The sequence below is a fragment of the Kitasatospora sp. NBC_01287 genome, assembly GCF_026340565.1.
Lineage (GTDB): Bacteria > Actinomycetota > Actinomycetes > Streptomycetales > Streptomycetaceae > Kitasatospora.
This window is the reverse complement of sequence record NZ_JAPEPB010000001.1, coordinates 7657060-7677094: the sequence shown is the minus strand read 5'-3', so window position 1 is coordinate 7677094 and position 20035 is coordinate 7657060. Positions and strand designations below refer to the sequence as shown.

8 protein-coding genes are annotated in these 20035 nt (G+C 74.9%); 4 read left to right on the top strand and 4 right to left on the bottom strand.

Annotated elements, in window-relative coordinates:
• Positions 1–46 precede the first annotated feature (46 nt).
• Positions 47–16495: a type I polyketide synthase gene (locus OG455_RS33130; protein ID WP_323185615.1), complete on the bottom strand. Its 16449-nt coding sequence runs from the start codon at positions 16493–16495 to the stop codon at positions 47–49.
• A 528-nt stretch (positions 16496–17023) separates the two neighbouring features.
• Here OG455_RS33130 and OG455_RS33125 point away from each other — a divergent pair.
• Both OG455_RS33125 and OG455_RS33120 read left to right on the top strand, forming a co-directional pair.
• A complete protein-coding gene (locus OG455_RS33125) occupies positions 17024–17176 on the top strand; it encodes a hypothetical protein (RefSeq protein ID WP_266299975.1) in 153 nt (50 codons plus the stop codon).
• A gap of 70 nt (positions 17177–17246) precedes the next feature.
• Entirely contained in the window at positions 17247–17459 is a 213-nt protein-coding gene (locus OG455_RS33120) for a DUF397 domain-containing protein (protein ID WP_266299974.1), read from the top strand.
• A gap of 97 nt (positions 17460–17556) precedes the next feature.
• On the opposite strand, the gene OG455_RS33115 is transcribed toward OG455_RS33120, so the two are convergent.
• Together OG455_RS33115 and OG455_RS33110 are read right to left on the bottom strand one after the other, a co-directional pair.
• Positions 17557–17880, bottom strand: a complete 324-nt coding sequence (locus OG455_RS33115) for a hypothetical protein (RefSeq protein WP_266299973.1) — start codon at positions 17878–17880, stop codon at positions 17557–17559.
• Entirely contained in the window at positions 17877–18386 is a 510-nt protein-coding gene (locus OG455_RS33110) for a GNAT family N-acetyltransferase (RefSeq protein WP_266299972.1), read from the bottom strand. The genes OG455_RS33115 and OG455_RS33110 overlap by 4 nt, the downstream gene beginning before the upstream one ends.
• Positions 18387–18471: 85 nt before the next feature.
• On the opposite strand from OG455_RS33110, the gene OG455_RS33105 reads away from it, so the two are divergent.
• Both OG455_RS33105 and OG455_RS33100 read left to right on the top strand, forming a co-directional pair.
• Positions 18472–18639, top strand: a complete 168-nt coding sequence (locus OG455_RS33105) for a DUF397 domain-containing protein (protein ID WP_266299971.1) — start codon at positions 18472–18474, stop codon at positions 18637–18639.
• 86 nt (positions 18640–18725) lie between these two features.
• Positions 18726–19355 (top strand): GNAT family N-acetyltransferase, encoded by a 630-nt coding sequence (locus OG455_RS33100; RefSeq protein ID WP_266299970.1) that lies wholly within the window; start codon positions 18726–18728, stop codon positions 19353–19355.
• Positions 19356–19534: 179 nt separating this feature from the next.
• On the opposite strand, the gene OG455_RS33095 is transcribed toward OG455_RS33100, so the two are convergent.
• A complete protein-coding gene (locus OG455_RS33095; protein ID WP_266299969.1) occupies positions 19535–19957 on the bottom strand; it encodes a hypothetical protein in 423 nt (140 codons plus the stop codon).
• Positions 19958–20035: the final 78 nt, after the last annotated feature.

Here is a 20035-nt window from a genome sequence, read left to right as displayed (position 1 = left end):
TTCGCGTCCCTCTTTGCGGCATTCGTCAGACGGGGGGCGGAGCAATTCAGGACGTGCCGAGCTCGCTGTCAAGGAGGTCGAACAGCTCGTCCGCGGTGGCAAGCTCAAGCGTTTCGGCGGCTGCCTGGTCCGCCGGGCTCTGGGTCTTCTGCCAGGTCGACAGCAGCTCGCGCAGGCGAGCGGTGATGCCGTCGCTGTCGGTGTCGCCCGGGGTGACGCCGGCCAGCAGCGTCTCCAGCCGGTCCAGTTCGGCGTGCACCAGCGGGGCCGGGGACTTCTCCCCGCCGCTGGGCAGCTGTTCGCCGAGGTAGCGGGCCAGCGCGGTGGGCGACGGGTAGTCGAAGATCAGCGTCGCGGGCAGCCGGCGGCCCACCACGGCGCCGAGCCGGTTGCGCAGCTCGACCGCCGAGAGCGAGTCCAGGCCGAGCTCAAGGAAGCCCCGTCCCGGGTCGATCCCGGCCGCCGAGGCGTGGCCGAGGACCAGCGCGCTGTGCGACTGCACCAGTTCGAGCAGCGCCTGCTCGCGGTCGGCGCCCGCCAGGGCACCGATCCGCTGCTGGAACTCCGCCGCCGGGTCGACCGACGACGAGTTCGCGGCCTGCGCGGCCCGCTTGGGCCGACCGCGCACCAACCCCTGCAGCAGCGGGGGCAGTTCACCGGCGGTGGCCTGGCGGCGCAGCGCCTCCGGGTCGAGCGCCAGCGGCAGGAGCGCCGCTTCCGGCCGCGCCAGGGCCGCGTCCAGGAGCGCGAGGCCCCTCTCGGCACTCAGCGCGGCGACACCGGAGCGGGCCATCCGCTGCAGGTCGGCCTCGCCCAGCTCGCCGGTCATGCCGCCGCTCTGCGACCAGAGGCCCCAGCCGAGCGAGAGCGCCGGCAGGCCAAGCGCGCGGCGGCTGCCCGCCAGGGCGTCCAGGTAGGTGTTGGCGGCCGCGTAGTTGGCCTGGCCGGCACCGCCGAAGACGCCCGAGGCGGAGGAGAAGAGGACGAAGGCGGCGAGATCCTGATCGAGCGTCAGTTCGTGCAGCAGGTCGGCCGCACCGGCCTTCGGCGCCCAGACCGCGGCCAACTGCTCGGCGGTCATCGCCTCGATCACCGAGTCGTCCAGCACGCCCGCCGTGTGCACCACGGCGGTCAGCGGCCGGCCGGCCAGCGCGCGCACCAGCGCCTCGCGGTCCGTGAGGTCGCACTCGATCACATCGGCGGTGGCACCCGACTCGGCCAGGTCGTCGACGAGTCGCTTGGCGCCGGGGGCCTCGGGGCCGCGGCGGCTGAGCAGCAGCAGCTTGCGCACGCCGTGCTCGGCCACCAGGTGGCGGGCCACCAGCGAGCCGAGCGAGCCGGTGCCGCCGGTGATCACCACCGTGCGCTCCGGGTCGAGCGGCTGCGGCACGGTGAGGACCACCTTGCCGACGTGCTTGGCCTGGCTGACGAAGCGGAACGCCTCGCGCGCCTGGCGGACATCCCAGGTGCGCACCGGCAGCGTCTCGATCGTGCCCGCCGCGAAGAGCGCCAGCAGCTCGGCGAGCAGCTCGCCGATCCGCGCCGGACCGGCCTCCACCAGGTCGAACGCCCGGTACGCCACCCCCGCCGGGACCTCGGAGCGGATGTCGGTCTTGCCCATCTCCAGGAACCGCCCACCACGCGGCAGCAGTTCCAGCGAGGCGTCGACGAACTCGCGGGCCAGCGAGTTGAGGACCACGTCCACACCCTCGCCACCGGTCACCGCGAGGAACTTCGCCGCGAACTCCAGATCACGCGAGGACGCGATGTGCTCGTCGTCCAGGCCCAACGAGCGCAGCGTGTCCCACTTGCCCGGACTCGCGGTGGCGAAGACCTCCGCGCCCAGGTGGCGGGCCAGCTGGATCGCGGCCATGCCCACGCCACCGGCACCGGCGTGCACCAGCACCCGCTCACCGGGGCGCACCGCGCCGAGGTCGCGCCACGCGTACAGCGCGGTCAGGAAGACGATCGGCACGGACGCGGCCTGCGCGAAGGACCAGCCCCGCGGGACCGGCGCCACCATCCGGTGGTCGGCCACCGCCTCCGGGCCGAAGGCGCCGGGGAAGATCCCGAGCACCCGGTCACCGACCGCGAGCCCGGTGACGCCGGGCCCCACCTCCAGCACCACGCCGGCGCCTTCGCCGCCGAGCACCGGCGCGTCGCCCGGGTACATGCCCAGCGCGCTCAGCACGTCGCGGAAGTTCACGCCCGCGGCGCGGACCGCGATCCTGATCTGATGCTCCGTCAACTCCATGACAGGGGCGGCGAGGAGCTCCAGCGCGTCGAGCGTGTCGCGCCCAGCGCCGTCCAGCCGCCAGGGGCCGGGGTCCGTCGGGACGGGCAGTGCCTCGGCGGAGCGGGCGGGCAGCAGGCGCGGCGCGAAGGCCTGCCCTGCCCGCAGCGCGAGCTGCGGCTCGCCCGCGGTGACCGTGCCGGGCAGCGCGGCCCAGGACTCGGGCGAGCCGTCCACGTCCACCAGCAGCACCCGGCCGGGGTGCTCGGACTGCGCCGAGCGGACCAGGCCCCAGACCGCGGCGGCCCGCGGGTCGGCGACGGCCGGATCGGTGTCGACCGCGATGCCGCCGCGGGTCAGCAGCAGCAGGTTGGTCTCGGCGTAGCGCTCCTCGGCCAGCCAGCCCTGGAGCAGCTCCAGCGCCTGCCGCGGCTCGGTGGCGCAGGCCACCAGCACCGAGGCGTCGGGCGAGTCGGCCGCCGCGCCCAGCGGCAGGCCCGTGCCGAACGAATCCGCGCCGAGCAGCGCCCAGCCGTTCGCGGACGCGGCGCCGAGGGCGACCTCGGGCCAGGCGAGCCGGAAGAGCGAGTCGTCGCCCGCGCCGGGCGCCTCCCGCAGCCGCCCGGCGTCGACCGGGCGCAGCACCAGGGCCTCCACCGAGAGCACCGGGCTGCCGCTGACGTCGGCGGCCTGCACGGTGACGGCGTCGGTGCCCGCGCCGGCGATCCGCACCCGCAGGGCGCGCGCGCCGGTGGCGTGCAAGGTGACACCGGAGAAGGCGAACGGCAGGTGGCCCTGGGCCGCGCCCGCCTCGCCGAGGAAGCTGCCGAGCCCCACCGGGTGCAGGGCGGCGTCCAGCAGCGCGGGGTGCAGCGCGTAGGTGGCGGCCTCGGCACCCGCCTCCTCCGGCAGCGCGACCTCGGCGAAGAGCACCTCGCCCTTGCGCCAGACGGTGCGCAGGCCCTGGAAGAGCGGGCCGTAGGCGTAGCCGCGGGCGGCCAGCGCCGGGTAGAAGTCGGCGAGGTCGACAGGCGTCGCCCCGGTCGGCGGCCACTGGGCCAGTTCGGCGGCGGCCGGGTCGACGGGGGCGGTGGGAGCGGTGGCGAGGTAGCCGCTGGCGTGCCGGGTCCACCGCCGGTCCGCCGTCAACTCCTGGTCGGCACCGGCGTGCACGGTGAACGGCAGCCGTCCGGCCTGGTCGGCGGCGCCGACCCGCAGCTGCAACTGGACCGCGCCCCGCTCGGGCAGCACCAGGGGGGCTTCGAGGGTGAGGTCGTCCACCTGGACGGCGCCCGCGTGGGCGGCCGCCTGCAGGGCGAGCTCGACGAAGGCCGCGCCCGGCACCAGGACGGCGCCGAGCACCTCGTGCTCGACCAGCCAGCGCTGCGCCTTGGCGGAGAGCCGCGAGGTGAAGAGCAGCCCCTCCTCGTCCGCCAGCGTGACGGCCGCGCCGAGCAGCGGGTGCTCGGCGGCGGTCAGGCCGAGCGCGGCCAGGTCGCCGGCCGCCGCCACCGGGGCGTCCAGCCAGTAGCGCTCGCGCTGGAAGGCGTAGGTCGGCAGGTCCACCCGGACCGCGCCGGTGCCGGTGAAGACGGCCGACCAGTCCACCGGCGTGCCGCGGGTGAAGGCGGTCGCCACGCCGGTGAGCAGCGACTCCACCTCGCCGCGCCCGGCCCTGGCCACCGGCACGGCCACCGCGTCCTGCGGGACCAGGGCGCTCAGCACGCCGTCGGGGCCCAGCTCCAGGAAGGTGCGGACACCCTCGCCCTGGAGGGTGGCGACGCCGTCGGCGAAGCGGACCGCCTCGCGGACGTGGCGCACCCAGTACTCGGGGTCGGTCAGGTCGGCGCCGAGGGCGCCGGTGACGTTGGAGACCACCGGGATGCGCGGGGCGCTGTAGCTCAGCGACTCGGCGACCGTGCGGAACTCCGCGAGCATCGGGTCCATCAGCGCGGAGTGGAAGGCGTGGCTGACGGTCAGCCACTTGACCTTGCGGCCCTCGGCCCGCCAGACGGCCTCCAGTTCGGCGACAGCGTCCTCGGCGCCGGAGACCACGATGGAGTCCGCCGCGTTGACGGCCGCGATGTCGACGCCGTCGACCAGCGCCGCGCGAACCTCGTCCTCGGTGCCCTGCACCGCGAGCATCGCGCCACCGGCCGGCAGCGCCTGCATCAGGCGGCCACGGGCGGCGACGAGCGTGCAGGCGTCCGCCAGCGAGAGGACGCCCGCCACGTGCGCGGCCGCCAACTCACCGATCGAGTGGCCGGTGAGGTAGTCGGGGCGGACCCCCCAGGACTCCAGCAGCCGGAACAGCGCGACCTCGATCGCGAAGAGCCCGGCCTGCGTGTACACCGTCCGGTCCAGCAGCTGCGACTCGCTGTCGAAGAGCACCTCGCGCAGCGGGCGGTCCAGCTCGGCGTCGAAGTGGGCGCAGACCGCGTCCAGCGCGTCCGCGAACACCGGGAAGGCGGCGTGGAGTTCACGCCCCGTCCCGGCCCGCTGACTGCCCTGACCGGACATCATCACCGCCACCCTGCCCCCAGCAGTCACCCCGCGCACCACACCCGGTGCCTCGCCACCGGCGGCGAGCGCGCCGAGGCCCGAACGGAACCCGTCCGGGTCGGCGGCGATCACCACCGCACGGTGTTCGAACCTAGAGCGGCCGTGGGCCAGCGAGAACCCCACATCCACCGGGCTCGACCCCGCACCGTCCCCTAGCCAGGCCACCAGCCGCCCCGCCTGAGCCGCGAGGGCGTCCGGCCCGCGGCCGGTGAGCACCCAGGGCAGCGCCCGCGGCGCGCGCTCGGCGTCCGGCTCGGCGTTGAGTGCGGCGGCGGCGGACTCGGGCGCCTCTTCGAGCAGCAGGTGCACGTTGGTGCCGCTGATGCCGAAGGCCGAGACCCCGGCCCGGCGCGGACGCTCGGCCAGGCGCGGCCAGGCCCTCGCCTCGGTGAGCAGCTCGACCTCGCCCTCGCTCCAGTCCACGTGCGGGGTCGGCTCGTCCACGTGCAGGGTGGGCGGCAGCACGCCGTTGCGCAGCGCCAGCACCATCTTGATCACCCCGGCCACGCCGGCCGCGGCCTGCGAGTGGCCGATGTTCGACTTGATCGAGCCGAGCAGCAGCGGGCGGCCGACCGGCCGCTCCTGCCCGTAGGTGGCCAGCAGGGCCTGGGCCTCGATGGGGTCGCCCAGGCTGGTGCCGGTGCCGTGCGCCTCCACCGCGTCGATCTGGTCGGCGCTCAGGCCGGCGTTGGCCAGCGCCTGGCGGATCACCCGCTGCTGGGCGGGGCCGTTCGGGGCGGTCAGCCCGTTGCTGGCGCCGTCCTGGTTGACGGCGCTGCCGCGCACCACCGCGAGCACCGGGTGGCCCAGCCGCTCGGCGTCGCTGAGCCGCTCGACCACCAGCATGCCGACACCCTCGGCCATGCCCATGCCGTCGGCGGCGCCCGCGAAGGCCTTGCAGCGGCCGTCGGTGGCAAGGCCCCGCTGGCGGCTGAAGGTGACCAGCGCGGCCGGGGTGGTCATCAGCGTCACCCCGCCGGCCAGCGCCATGGTGCACTCGCCGTTGCGCACGGCCTGGGCGGCCAGGTGCAGGGCGACCAGCGAGGAGGAGCAGGCGGTGTCGACGGTGACCGCCGGGCCCTGCAGGCCCAGCGTGTAGGAGATCCGGCCCGAGGCGACGCTGACCGAGTTGCCGGTGGCCAGGTAGCCCTCGCCGCCCTGCGGTGCGCCGGCCACCAGCGCCGCGTAGTCGGAGCCGTTGGTGCCGGCGAAGACGCCGACCTGGGTGCCGTGCAGGGAGTGCGGGTCGATCCCGGCCCGCTCCAGCGCCTCCCAGGAGACTTCGAGCAGCAGGCGCTGCTGCGGGTCGACGGCGATCGCCTCGCGCGGCGAGATGCCGAAGAAGCCCGGGTCGAAGAGCCCGGCGCCGTGCAGGAAGCCGCCCTCGCGGGTGTAGCTGGTGCCGCGCGCGTCGGGGTCGGCGTCGTAGAGCGCCTCCAGGTCCCAGCCGCGGTCGGTCGGGAACCCGGTGACGGCGTCGCCGCCGCCGGCCAGCAGCTGCCAGAGCTCCTCGGGCGACTCGACGCCGCCCGCGTAGCGGCAGGCCATGCCGACGATGACGATCGGGTCCTCACCCTGCTCCGTGCCCCGGGCGGCGTCGGTGGACACCACCGCCGCGCGCTCGCCGATCAGACCGTCGCGCAGCCGGGCGGCCAGCGCCAGCGGGGTCGGGAAGTCGAAGACCAGCGTGGTCGGCAGCCGCAGCCCGGTGGCCTTGGTCAGCCGGTCGCGCAGCTCGACGGCGGTCAGCGAGTCGAAGCCCAGCTCCTTGAACGCGCGGGACTCCGCCACGGCGTCCGGCGAGCCGTGCTTGAGGACGGCGGCCGCGTTGGCGCGGACCAGGTCGAGCAGCAGCCGGTCCTGGTCGGCCGCGGAGAGCCCGAGCAGCTCGGCGCCCAGCTCGGTGGCGGCCTGCGGGGTGCGCGGGCCCGCCGCCTCGGGCGCGGCGGCCCGCACCTGCGCGGCCCGCACCTCCGGGATGCCGTCCAGCAGCGGGCGCGGGCGGGCGGAGCTGAAGGCGGGGGCGAAGCGGTCCCAGGCGACGTCGGCGACCGCGACGAAGGTCTCGTCGTGGTCGAGCACGGTCTTCAGCGCGGCGAAGGCCGGCCGCGGGTCCAGGAACGGCAGGCCCTGGCGCTGCAAGCGCTCCGGGTCCACGCCCTCGGGCACCAGGCGCCCGTCCCAGTGGTTGACGGCCGCCCAGACGCCCCAGGCGACCGAGGTCGCGCCCAGTCCGGCGGCGCGGCGCTGCTCGGCCAGGCCGTCCAGGTAGGTGTTGCCGGCCGCGTAGGCGGCATGGTCGCCGCTGCCCCAGACACCGGCGATCGAGGAGAAGAGGACGAAGGCGTCCAGCGTGTCCTCGGCGAAGATCTCGTGCAGGTTGCGCGCACCCAGCACCTTGGCCTGCAGGTCGCGTTCGAGCTGCTCGGGGGTGAGCACCTCGATCGGCAGCAGGCGGATCGAGGCGGCCGCGTGCAGCACGCTGGTGACCGGGGTGCCCTCGGCCGCCAGCCGGTCGACCAGCGCGCGCAGTTGCTCGCGGTCGGCCACGTCGCAGGCGGCGAAGGTGGCCCGCACGCCCAGGCTCTCGACGTCGGCCAGCAGCGCGGGCGCGCCCGGCGCCTCGGGGCCGCGGCGGCTGACCAGCACCAGGTGCTCGGCCCCGGCGGAGGCGAGCCACTGGGCGATGTGCGGGGCCAGGGTGCCGGTGGCGCCGGTGACCAGCACGGTGCCGCTGGGGTGCCAGTCGCGCGGGGCCGGGCGGCCGGCCAGCGGCGCGCGCTTCAGGCGGCGCACGTAGAGGCCGGCGGGCCGCACGGCCACCTGGTCCTCGCCGCCGGGCAGGCCGGCCAGCACGGTGCCGAGCCGCTCGGCCGCGCGGTCGTCGAAGACCTCGGGCAGGTCGACCAGACCGCCCCAGCGGTCGGGGTGCTCCAGGGCCACCACCCGGCCGAAGCCCCAGATCTGGCCCATCGCCAGGCTGTTCAGCGGGTCCGAGCGGCCGATGCTGACGCCGCCGCGGGTGGCCAGCCAGAGCGGGGCGCCGATCCCGGCGTCGCCCAGGGCCTGGACCAGCGCCAGGGTGTTCGCCAGGCCGCGGGTGAGCGCGGGACCGGCGGCGGAGTCGTCCGCGTCCAGGCCGAGGGTGGCGAGCACGCCGTCCACCGGGCCGGCCTCGGCGAGCAGTTCCGCGAGCAGCGCCGCGACCTCGGAGCGGGAGTCGGCGGACACGCCGCCGAGATTGAGCTGACGGATCGTCACACCACTTGCGGTGAGCGCCCGCGCGTACTGATCGGCGGCAGCGGCGCCCTCGGAGGCGCTGACGACCAGCCAGCTCCCGCTGGGCACCGCGGCCTTCGCGGTGAGCGGCTGCCAGGCCACGGTGTAGCGCCAGTTGTCCAGGGTGGCGGACTCGCGCCGGCCCCGGCGCCAGTCCGAGAGCGCGGGCAGCACCTCGCTCAGCGGCCGGTCCGCGTCGACGCCGAGGGTGGCGGCCAGCTCGCCGCTCTCCACCGCGTGCCAGAACTCGCTGTCGGCGGCGTCGGCTTCGGCGGTGCCGGGGGCCGGGGCGGCGGTGCCGTCCAGCCAGAAGCGTTCGCGCTGGAAGGGGTAGGTGGGCAGGTCGACATGGGTCGTGGCGGTGAGCAGGCGGGTCCAGTCGACGGCGGCGCCGTTGACGAAGGCCTCGGCCAGCGAGGTCAGGAAGCGGTCCGCGCCGCCGCGCTCGCGGCGCAGGGTGCCCAGCGCGACGCCGCCGCCGTTCTCCTCCAGGGTCTCCCGCACGCCGACGGTGAGCACCGGGTGCGGGCTGGCCTCGACGAAGACGCGGTGCCCGGCCTTGGCCAACTCGGTGACGGCGTGCTGCAGTCGGACGGGGTGGCGCATGTTCTCGTACCAGTAGCGGGCGCCCAGCTCACCGGGCTCGACCCACGCGCCGGTGTAGGTGGAGAACATCGGGATGCTCGGCGCCAGCGCCGTGATCGGGGCCAGGGCCTCGGTGATCTCCTCCGCCAGCACCTCCATCTGCGCGGAGTGCGAGGCGTAGTCGACGTTGACGCGACGGGCGTCGACGCCCGCCTCGGCGCAGAGCGCCATGAACTCGTCCAGCGCGGCCGCCTCGCCGGAGACGACCACCGAGCCGGGGCCGTTGACGGCCGCGATGCCGACCCGGCCCTCGAAGCCCACCAGCAGCTCGCCGGCCTTCGCGGCAGAGGCGAAGAGCGACACCATGCCGCCCGAACCAGCGACCCGGGCCAGCGACTTGGCCCGCAGAGCGACCACCCGGGAGGCATCCTCCAGCGAGAGCGCGCCCGCCACGCAGGCAGCGGCGATCTCACCCTGCGAGTGGCCCACCACCGCCGAGACCTCGACACCCAGCGAACGCCACAGCGCCGCGAGGGAGACCATCACCGCGAAGAGCACCGGCTGCACGACATCGACCCGCTCCAGGAGCGCGGCGTCGGTCAGCGCCTCCTCCAACGACCAGTCGGTGAACGGCGCCAGCGCCGCCGAGCAGGCCGCGATCGACTCCGCGAAGACCGGGGAAGCCTCCAGCAGACCCGAGGCCATCCCCACCCACTGCGAACCCTGACCCGGGAAGACCAGCACCACGCCGCCGTCGCCGAGCGCGTGCCCGGTCAGCTCCTCGCCGCCGAGCAGCACGGCCCGGTCCTCGAAGAGCGCCCGGCCGCGCACCAGCGCCGCACCGGCTGCCGCGAGGTCGCCCTCGAACGCACGGGAGCCCTCGAACGCCGCGAAGCGCTCGACCTGCGCGCGCAGCGCCGGCTCGCCCTTGCCCGAGAGCACCAGCGGCACCACCGGGGTGTCCAGCACCGGGGTGTCGAGTACCGGGGTGTCCAGTACCGGCAGGGCCTTCTCCGGCTCCGACGATGCGCCGACCTCGGGTGCCTGCTCCAGGATCACGTGCGCGTTGGTGCCGCTCACGCCGAAGGAGGAGACGCCGGCCCGGCGCGGACGGCCGGTCTCCGGCCATTCCTGACGCTCCGTCAGCAGCTCGACGGCGCCCGCCGTCCAGTCCACGTGCGGGGTCGGCTCGTCCACGTGCAGCGAGCCCGGGACCTGGCCGTGGCGCATCGCCATGACCATCTTGATCACGCCCGCGACGCCCGAAGCCGCCTGGGTGTGGCCGATGTTGGACTTCACCGAGGCGAGCAGCAGCGGGCGCTCGGCCGGGCGGTCCTGGCCGTAGGTGGCCAGCAGGGCCTGCGCCTCGATCGGGTCGCCCAGCGTGGTGCCGGTGCCGTGGCCCTCCACCACGTCCACCTGGTCGGTGGTCAGGTTCGCGCTGCTGAGCGCCTGGTGGATCACGCGCTGCTGGGCGGGCCCGTTCGGGGCGGTCAGGCCGTTCGAGGCGCCGTCCTGGTTGACGGCGCTGCCGCGCAGCACCGCCAGGACGGGGTGGCCCAGGCGCTGGGCGTCGGAGAGCCGCTCGACCAGCAGCATGCCGACGCCCTCGCCCCAGCCGGTGCCGTCGGCCGCCGCCGCGTAGGGCTTGCAGCGGCCGTCGGCGGCCATCGCGCGCTGGCGGCTGAAGTCGATGAAGATGCCGGGGGTGGAGAGCACCGTGACACCGCCGGCGAGCGCCATCGTGCACTCGCCCTGCCGGATCGCCTGCGCGGCCAGGTGCAGGGCGACCAGCGAGGAGGAGCAGGCGGTGTCGACGGTGACCGCCGGGCCCTCCAGGCCCAGCGTGTAGGAGATCCGGCCCGAGGCGACACTGCCGGCGCTGCCGTTGCCCAAGTAGCCCTGGACGTCTTCCAGTTCCTCCGGTCCGGCGCCGAACAGCCGGGAGGCGTAGTCGTGGTACATCACCCCGGCGAAGACGCCGGTGCGGCTGCCGCGCACCGAGGACGGGTCGATGCCGGCCCGCTCGAACACCTCCCAGGCGGCTTCGAGCAGCAGGCGCTGCTGCGGGTCCATCGCGATCGCCTCGCGCGGCGAGATGCCGAAGAAGGCGGCGTCGAACTCGCCCGCGTCGTAGAGGAATCCGCCCTGGTCGGAGTAGCTGCGTCCGGCCCGGCCCGGGACCGGGTCGTAGAGTTCGGCGGCGTCCCAGCCGCGGTCCTCGGGCCAGCCGCCGACCGCGTCGGTACCGGCCGCGACCAGCTCCCAGAGGTCCTCGGGCGAGCGCACCCCGCCCGGGTAGCGGCAGGCCATGCCGACGATGGCGATCGGCTCGTCCGCGGCCAGCGCGCGGGCGGGCGCGCTCGCCCGCGTGGCGGCGGCGAGCGGGAGCCCGGCGAGCTGGGCGGCCAGGTGGGCGGCCAGCACGCGCGGGTTGGGGTAGTCGAAGACGAGCGTGGCGGGCAGCCGCACGCCGGTGGCGCGGGCCAGCCGGTTGCGCAGCTCGACGGCGGTCAGCGAGTCGAGGCCCAGCTCCTTGAAGGCTCGGTCGGCCTCCACCGGGCTCTGCGGACCGTGGCCCAGCACGGTGCCCGCCTCGCCGCGCACCAGCTCCAGCATGGCGCGCTCCAGCTCCTCGGCGCCCAGCCCGGCGTAGCGGCCGACGCCGCCCGCGGCGGCGTCCTCGGCCACCCGGCGCGGCACCGCGCGCACCAGGCCGCGGTAGAGCGGCGCCAGTTCACCGGCGACGGCCTGGCGGCGCAGCGCGGCCAGGTCGAGCCGCGCGGGGACCAGGAAGGCGTCGGAGGTGGCGAGGGCGTCGGTGCCGCCGGGGCCGCCGGGGCCGCCGGGGCCGCTGAGGGCCGTGTCCAGCAGGGTCAGCCCCTGCTCGGCGGTCAGCGGCAGCACACCGCGCCGGGCGATCCGGCCCAGCTCGGTGCCGTCCAGGTGGCCGGTCATCCCGCTCGCCCGGTCCCAGAAGCCCCAGGCCAGCGCCAGACCCGGCAGGCCCAGCGCGCGGCGGTGCGCGGCGAGCGCGTCCACGAAGGCGTTGGCCGCCGCGTAGGCGGACTGCCCCGGGCTGCCGGCCACGCCGGAGAACGAGGAGAAGAGCACGAAGGCGGTCAACTCCAGCCCACGGGTGGCCTCGTGCAGCCGCCAGGCGACGTCCGCCTTGGCGCGCAGCGCGGCCGAGAGCTGCTCGGCGGTGACGGACTCCAGGATCGCGTCGTCCAGCACCCCGGCGGTGTGGATCACCCCTCGCAGCGGGGCGGCCGGGTCGATCGCGGCCAGCACGGCGGCGAGCGCGGCCGGGTCGGCGGCGTCGCAGGCCGGGGTGGTGACGCGGGCGCCCAGCGCGGTCAGCTCGGCGACCAACTCGGCCGCGCCCTCGGCCGCCGGGCCGCGGCGGCTGGTGAGGACCAGGTGGCGGACCCCGTGCTCGGCCACCAGGTGGCGGGCGGTCAGCGCGCCGAGCACGCCGGTGCCGCCGACCACCAGCACGGTGCCGGCCGGGTCCCAGAGCGGCGCCTGCTCGGCGCTGCCGGGGGTGGCGGTGCCGGGGGTGGCGCTGCCGGGGGTGGCGGCGGCCGGCCGGCGTGCCAGGCGGGGCAGCAGGATCTCACCCTCGCGCAGCGCCGCCTGCGGCTCGCCGGAGGCGACGGCGGCGGGCAGCGCGGCCCAGGAGGCGTCGGCGCCGTCCAGGTCCAGCACGGTGAAGCTGCCGGGGTGCTCGCTCTGCGCGGAGCGCAGCAGGCCCCAGACGGGGGCGGCGGCCAGGTCACCGACCTGGTCACCCGGGCGGGCGGCCACCGCGTCGCGGGTCAGCACGACGAGGCGGGCCGAGCCGGCCAGGGAGTCGGTGCGCAGCCACTCCTGGAGCAGCGCCAGGGTGTCGGCGGCAACGGCGTGGGCGACGGCGAGGACGCCGTCCGGCGCGGGCCCGGTGGGCGCCACGGGGAGCAGGACGGTCCGCGGGCTCGCGTCGGGGGCTGCTGCCGCCTCGGCGAGCGCGGCCAAATCCGGGTGGACGGTGACCTGGTGGCCGGCGCGGCGCAGCTGCTCGACCACGGCGTCGCGCGCGGCGTCTTGTGCGGTACCGAACGCGGTGCCGAGCAGGGCGAAGGTGGTGGTGTCCGCGGCAGGGGTGCCGCTCAGCGGCGACCAGTCCAGCCGGAACAGCGCGTCCCGCAGCCCCGCGTCGGCGCCGCCGAGCGTGTCGAGCCGGGCGGCGCGGAGGGTGAGCGCGTCGATGGTGGCGACCGTCCGGCCGCTGCCGTCGGCGACCAGCACCGAGACGGTGTCGGGGCCTGCGGGTGTCAGGCGCACCCGGAGCAGGGCCGCACCGGTGGCGTGCAGCTCGACGCCCGCCCAGGAGAACGGGATCCGGGGCGCGGCGCTGTCGTCCGCCTCAGTGACCGGGGAGCCGCTCGGCAGCAGGGCCAGCGCGTGCAGGGCGGCGTCGAGCAGCGCCGGGTGCAGCCCGTACTTGGGTGCCTCCGCCGCCTCGGCCTCGGCGAGCGAGACCTCGGCGAAGACCTGCTCGCCCGAGCGCCAGGCGGCGCGCAGCCCGCGGAAGGCGGGGCCGTAGCCGTAACCGCGCGCGTCCAGGCCCTCGTAGACGGCCTCGGCGGGCGCGGCCACCGCGCCGGCCGGGGGCCAGGCGGCGAGGACGGCGTCAGCGGCCGGGGCCGTCTGCTGACTGCTCGTCAGATACCCGGTCGCGTGGCGGGTCCAGGGCTCCTCGGTCGAGGCGGGGTCGGCCGCCGGCTGCTGGGCGCGCGAGTAGACGCTGACCGGGCGGCGCCCGTCGGCCTCGGCGGCGCCGATCCAGAGCTGGACGGTGACGGCCTCCGCGCCGGTCAGGACCAGCGGCGTGCCCAGGGTCAGTTCGTCCACCCGATCGCAGCCGACCCGGATCCCGGCGTGCACGGCGAGCTCGACGAACGCCGTGCCCGGCAGCAGCACGGTGTCGCCGAGCGCGTGGTCGGCGATCCAGGGGTGGGTGTGGGCGGAGAGGCGGCCGGTGAAGAGCAGGCCGTCGCCGTCCCCGTCGGCCAGCGCGATGGCCGCGCCGAGCAGCGGGTGCTCGGCACTGCCCAGGCCCGCCGAGGTCACATCGCCGAGCACGGCGGAGACCTGGGGCCAGAAGCGGCGGCGCTGGAAGGCGTAGGTGGGCAGGTCGACGTGGGCGGTGCTGGTGAGCAGGCGGGTCCAGTCGACGGTGGCGCCGTTGACGAAGGCCTCGGCCAGCGAGGCGAGGAACTTGCGGGCACCGCCCTGCTCGCGGCGCAGCGTGCCGAGCGCGACGCCGCCGCCGTTCTCCTCCAGGGTCTCCTGGACGCCGACGGTGAGCACCGGGTGCGGGCTGGCCTCCACGAAGACGCGGTGGCCCGCCTTGGCCAGTTCGGCCACGGCGTGCTGCAGGCGGACGGGGTGGCGCAGGTTCTCGTACCAGTAACGGGCGCCCAGCTCACCAGGCTTGACCCACTCGCCGGTGTAGGTGGAGAGCATCGGGATGCTCGGCGCGAGTCCGGTGATCGGCGCGAGGGCCTGGAGGATCTCCTCCTCCAGCAACTCCATCTGGGCGGAGTGCGAGGCGTAGTCCACGTTGACCCGACGGGCGTCCACGCCCGCCTCCGAGCAGACGACCATGAACTCGTCCAGCGCGGCCGCCTCACCCGAGACGACCACCGAGCCGGGGCCGTTGACGGCGGCGATGCCGACCCGGCCCTCGAAGCCCACCAGCAGCTCACCGGCCTTCGCGGCGGAGGCGAAGAGCGACACCATGCCGCCCGAACCCGCCACCCGGGCCAGCGACTTGGCCCGCAGCGCGACCACCCGGGCCGCATCGTCGAGCGAGAGCGCGCCCGCCACGCAGGCGGCCGCGATCTCACCCTGCGAGTGGCCGACCACGGCGGAGGGGGTGATGCCCATCGAGCGCCAGAGCGCCGCGAGGGAGACCATCACCGAGAAGAGCACCGGCTGGACGACATCGACGCGCTCCAGGAGTGCGGCGTCGGTGAGCGCGTCCTCCAACGACCAGTCGGTGAAGGGCGCCAGCGCCGCCGAGCAGGCCGCGATCGACTCCGCGAAGACCGGCGAGGCCGCCAGCAGACCCGACGCCATCCCCACCCACTGCGAACCCTGCCCCGGGAAGACCAGCACCACGCCGCCGGTACCGAGCGCCCGCCCGGTCACCTCCTCGCCGTCGAGCAGCACGGCCCGGTCCTCGAAGAGCGAACGCCCGCGCACCAGCGCCGCACCCGCCGCCGCGAGGTCGCCCGCGTTGGAGCCCTCGAACGCCGCGAAGCGCTCGATCTGCGCCCGCAGCGCCGCCTCGCCCTTGCCCGAGAGCACGAGCGGCACCACCGGGGCGTCCAGCACCGGCGCCGCCTGGCTCTGGCTCTGGTCCTGGTCCTGGCCCTGGCCCTGGCCCGACGGTGCGTCGACCTCGGGCGCCTGCTCCAGCAGCACGTGCGCGTTGGTGCCGCTCATGCCGAAGGAGGAGACGCCGGCCCGGCGCGGCCGGTCGACCTGTGGCCAGTCCTGACGCTCCGTCAGCAGCTCGACGGCGCCGGCCGTCCAGTCCACGTGCGGGGTCGGCGCGTCCACGTGCAGGGTCTGCGGCAGCACCCCGTGGCGCATCGCCTCGACCATCTTGATCACGCCCGCCACGCCCGAAGCCGCCTGGGTGTGACCGATGTTGGACTTCACCGAGCCGAGCCGCAGCGGCTGACCGGCCGGACGCCCCTGGCCGTAGGTGGCCAGCAGCGCCTGCGCCTCGATCGGGTCGCCGAGGGTGGTGCCGGTGCCGTGCGCCTCGACCACGTCCACCTCTTCGGTGGTCAGGCCGGCGTTGGCGAGCGCCTCCAGGATCACCCGCTGCTGCGAGGGCCCGTTGGGGGCGGTGAGCCCGTTGCTCGCGCCGTCCTGGTTGACCGCGCTGCCGCGAACCACCGCGAGCACCCGGTGCCCGAGCCGCTGGGCGTCGCTGAGGCGCTCGACCAGCAGCATGCCGACGCCCTCGCCCCAGCCCGTGCCGTCGGCCGCGGCTGCGAAGGCCTTGCAGCGGCCGTCGCCGGCCAGCCCGCGCTGCTTGGAGAACTCGGTGAAGGTGGCCGGGGTCGACATGATCGTCACGCCGCCCGCCAGCGCCAGGTCGCACTCGCGGCGGCGCAGCGACTGCACCGCCAGGTGCAGCGCGACGAGGGAGGAGGAGCAGGCGGTGTCGACCGTGACGGCCGGGCCTTCGAGTCCGAAGGTGTAGGAGAGCCGCCCCGAGATCACGGCGGCGGCCGTCCCGGTGACCAGGTGGCCTTCCAGGTTCTCGGCGGAGTTGCCGAAGAGCGCCGCGTAGTCCTGCCCGTTGGAGCCGACGAACACCCCGGTGCGCGAGCCGCGCAGGCTCTGCGGGTCGACCCCCGCGCGCTCGAACGCCTCCCAGGCGGTCTCCAGCAGCAGCCGCTGCTGCGGGTCCATCGCCAGCGCCTCGCGCGGGCTCAGCCCGAAGAACGCGGCGTCGAAGAGGTCCGCGTCCGCCAGGAACGCGCCGTCCCGGGTGGTCGAGGACCCCGGCCGGTCCGGGTCCGGGTCGTAGAGCGCCTCGGTGTCCCACCCCCGGTTCTCCGGGAACCCGCCGACGGCGTCCCGGCCCTCGGTCACCAGCTGCCAAAGCTCCTCAGGGGTACTGACCCCACCCGCGTACCGGCAGCTCATCGCGACCAGGGCGATCGGCTCGCGATCGCCGGCCTCCAGTTCCCTCAGTCGCTCACGCGCCTGGTGCAGGTCTGCAGTGACCCACTTGAGGTAGTCACGAAGTGTCTCTTCATTCGCCACTGAATGCCACCTCTTCGGTTGTGAACGGCCGCACCGGAAAGTCGGCACGCCGAATTCGCCTCTGAACGCATGAAAAACCGCACGGGAAAGTGAAGGAGCCGCCGCCGCCTGACCGCAGGTCAGCACTTGTCTCAGAATTTCCGTTCCGACCCTAGGAACCCGCCCAGGGCCCCAACAACCCCTACGTCCCCTTAAGGGCGGCCTGGTCAGGCGGGGTGCGGTGAGGGGTGGACCGGGCGGTCAGCGGGGCCCGCGCCGGTGCTGCCACGGCGGCGGAGCGACGGTGAGGCGACGGCGGCGGAGCGACGGCGGGGCGACGGCGGGGCGACGGTAGGGCGGGCCACTCCTCCGGATGGACCTTCGCCGGTTTCGACCACGGAGGAGCCCGACCGCCCCTATCCTCGCCGACACAGGGACCCCGGCGACCTGACGGCTCGTCACGGGGTTCGGGAACCGTGCGCCTGCGGCAGGTGGCATCCATCGCGATGACGACCTCGACACCGTCGAGAAGCGGCTTGCGGTGCGCCTTTGTCGCTCGGCGAACGCGCGCCGCTCACCGCGCCGCTGACCCTGCTCACGCTGCCCGGCGGAACCGTCGCCGCCTACACGGAATCGCTGCGCCGCGGGTCGCTGAGCCGGGATCCGGCCGTCATCGAGAAGTGCCGGCGCGGGTACGCCTGATGCGGATCGCCGCCCTCTCGCAGGATGCGTCGGTAGAGCTGATCCGCAACATCAGGCAGGAGCTGTATTCATGAGTGAGCTGACCACCGCGCGGTGGCGCAGGTCGTCCTACAGCGGCAACGACGGCGGCGACTGCGTCGAGGTGGCCGACGGCCAGTTCGACGGCCTCACCCCGGTCCGCGACTCCAAGGACCCCCACGGGCCCGCCCTGATGTTCCGCTCCCACGCCTTCGCCACCTTCGTCGCGAGCCTGCGCGACGGCGGCCTCGACTCCACCCACTGACCGTCACCCCGGGTCGGCGGCCCGGCCGCCCGGGGCCGGGGCCTCGGGGTTGTCGTCACGGGGTTGTCGTCACGAGGTCGCCGTCACGAGGTCGCCGTCACGGCCGCGCATCCCGGCGCCGCAGCGGCGCCCGGTCGAGGACCTCGATGTAGACGATCCGACCGTCCACCACATCCAGGTTCAGCATGCCGCTGTCGGTGAGGAGCGGCACGCACCGATACCCCGCCCCGAACGGCTGCCCCGCCGGGTGGTCCGCCGTCCAGAGGCTCTGGCAGGGGTCACTCGCACACCCGCATTCGCGCACCAACCGCACGTCCAGCACGGTGATCGCCGACTCGCGCTCCCCCTGTGCCGCCAGCAGCGCGGACAACTCGGCCACCAGGTCAGGGAAGACGTCGCGAAGAAGGGGTGACTCCGTCACGGCGCTGTCCCCTGGAGTGCCAAGTCACGCTGGTACCAGGCGCCGTGCTTGCCCCCGAGGTCGGCCGGCCCGGCCGGCCCGACCGTGAGGAACCCGGCTTTGGTCAACACCCGTTGGGACGCGACGTTCTCCCAGGAGGTGGCCGCCCGCAGCGTGCGCAGCCCGTGCCGCGCCGTCGCCAGCTCGCACAACTCCCGCACCGTCGCGGTCGCCACGCCGTGCCCGGCGACGTGCCGCGCGACCCGGTAGCCGAGATCGGCCGTGCCGTCCACGAGGTCGTAGAGGTTGAACCGGCCGAGCACCGAGCCCTCCTCACCGACGAGCAGGTAAAACGCGCAGACGCCGGCCTCCTGCTCGGCCAGCAAGGCGCTGTGCCGCTCGGCGTACCGCTCGTAGAACTCGTCGCCCCGGTCGGAGATCGAGGCGGTGAAGTAGGCACGGTTCGCCAACTCGAAGGCCAGCACCGCCGGGGCATGGTCGGCGTCCAGCCGCGTCAACTCGGGCACCGGCCAACTGTACCCAGGCGGCGCGCCGGGGCCACCTGGGTTTCCCGCCGCCGACGGGAGCACCGGAGAGCCGGCGGGGCCCGGCTTGTCCGGCTGCTCGGTGCTCGGGTGTGGTGATCGAAGACCAGTTCAACGGCCTGCCCTGGTCCGCGACTCCAAGGACCCCGACGGCCCCACCCTGGTCTTCCGCTCCCACGCCTTCGCCACCTTCGTGGCGAGCCTGAGCGACGGCGGCCTCGACGCCACCCACTGACCGTCACCCCGGGGCGACGGCCCGCCCGCCCCGCGGCTGCGTGTGCGGACTTGACGGTCGTGGTGACCGCCAGGTGATCATTGGTCGTGACTCGCGATCTGTCGACGCCGCCCGACCTTCCGCCCGGTTCGCTGGCGGACTCCCCTCAACCCGTGCTCCCCGCCGCCCAGGGACTGCTGCTGCGACCTTGGCAACCGGCTGACGCGGCGACGTTCCTCTCCGCGTACCAGGACGAGCAGATCCGGCGATGGCACACCCGCCGCCCGTCGTCCGAGACCCGTGTCCGGGAATGGTTCGACCGCTATCGCGAGGACTGGGCGCAGGAGAAGGGCGGCCACTGGGCGATCGTCGGCAACGGCGGTGAAGCCAGTAGCGACGGTGAAGCCAGTAGCGACGGTGAAGCCAGCGAGGTGGTCGGCCGCATCGCGCTGGGCAGCGTGAACCTCGATGAGGGCATAGCCGGCGTTGGCTACTGGGTGCTACCGGCAGCCCGCGGCGCCGGTGTCGCGACCTGTGCCCTTTCGGCGCTCACCGCCTGGGCCTTCGACGAGATCGGGTTTCACCGCCTGCACCTGGACCACTCGACGCGCAACCACGCCTCCTGCCGGGTCGCCACCAAGTCCGGCTACCAGTTGGAGGGCACCATGCGCAGTGCCGGACTGCACGACGACGGGCGGCACGACATGCACCTGCACGCCCGAGTCCGGGGCATCTGAGCACGGCCTCCCGGGCCCTCAACCGGCCGGGGGATCATCTGTCGGACAGGCGGCGACCCTGGAGTGCCAGGTCGCATTCGACGGCGGGAGGGGACAGCTTGGCGGTATTCGGGTATTCGGGCATTCGGGCATTCGGGTATGCAGGTATGCGGGCTGCGGTGCGGTCCTGACGGCGGCGTTCATGAGTCAGAAGCTGCTTCGAACCGGGCCAGCGCAGTCCAGTCCAACGGTCGCGCGATCTCGGTCAACCGGCTGAAGGGGTCCTCGCCGGCCTGTTGGAACCACACCACGGACAGCTCGCTGCGGCCGGGGTCGCTCACCCCCTCGGGACGCCAGGGCGCGCTCAGTCGGGCCTGCACCCTCGCCCGTGGCAGCCAGGTGTCCACCCGCGCGGCGGCATCGGCCCGGATGCCGTCCAGGTCGTGGACATACAGACCCTGCGAACCTGCGAGCTGCTTCTCCAACTGCATGATCCTCATCCGACGATGCAGATACGGCGTGCCCTCGATCATCCCTTCGAGGTCGTCCCACACGCGCAGCTCGCGCAACTCGGCTCGGATCTCGCCCACCTGAAACGTACGCAGCTCAAGATTCCCGGTCACAGCGCGCAGCCTAGCGACGGCGCCGGCTGCCGGCGAACGCAATTCCCGGGGTAACAGGGCCCCGCCCTCGCGCTGTCA